This window comes from Paenibacillus xylanexedens (assembly GCF_007676705.1).
In the GTDB taxonomy this organism is placed as follows: Bacteria; Bacillota; Bacilli; order Paenibacillales; family Paenibacillaceae; genus Paenibacillus; species Paenibacillus xylanexedens_C.
This window is the reverse complement of sequence record NZ_VEBF01000206.1, coordinates 1-295: the sequence shown is the minus strand read 5'-3', so window position 1 is coordinate 295 and position 295 is coordinate 1. Positions and strand designations below refer to the sequence as shown.

Here is a 295-nt window from a genome sequence, read left to right as displayed (position 1 = left end):
TGAAAATCTTCATTCATCCGCTTCACACAACCCCAGCACAACATCTCCACTCCTACCCTCACCTTCCCATCAACATCCACAACCTCACCTTCTCTCAATTCTCCACATAAATCCCCAGTCAGCGGCCTAACGGCTCTGATATCTTCTCCCTTACAAACCAGTTCCTTCATATCCCACTCTTCCTTAAACTTCACCCCACCATCACTCCTACCCACTTTCCCAAATCCCATTAACATTTCCATCACTCCAAACCGAACCAATTTCATAATTCCTATCAAACCTATCACCACACTTA

At 45.1% G+C, this 295-nt stretch carries 1 pseudogene; it reads right to left on the bottom strand.

The window, feature by feature from the left end:
- Positions 1–242 (bottom strand): annotated as a pseudogene (locus FS628_RS30460) (YceD family protein); the annotation flags it as partial.
- Between the last annotated feature and the right edge of the window lie 53 nt (positions 243–295).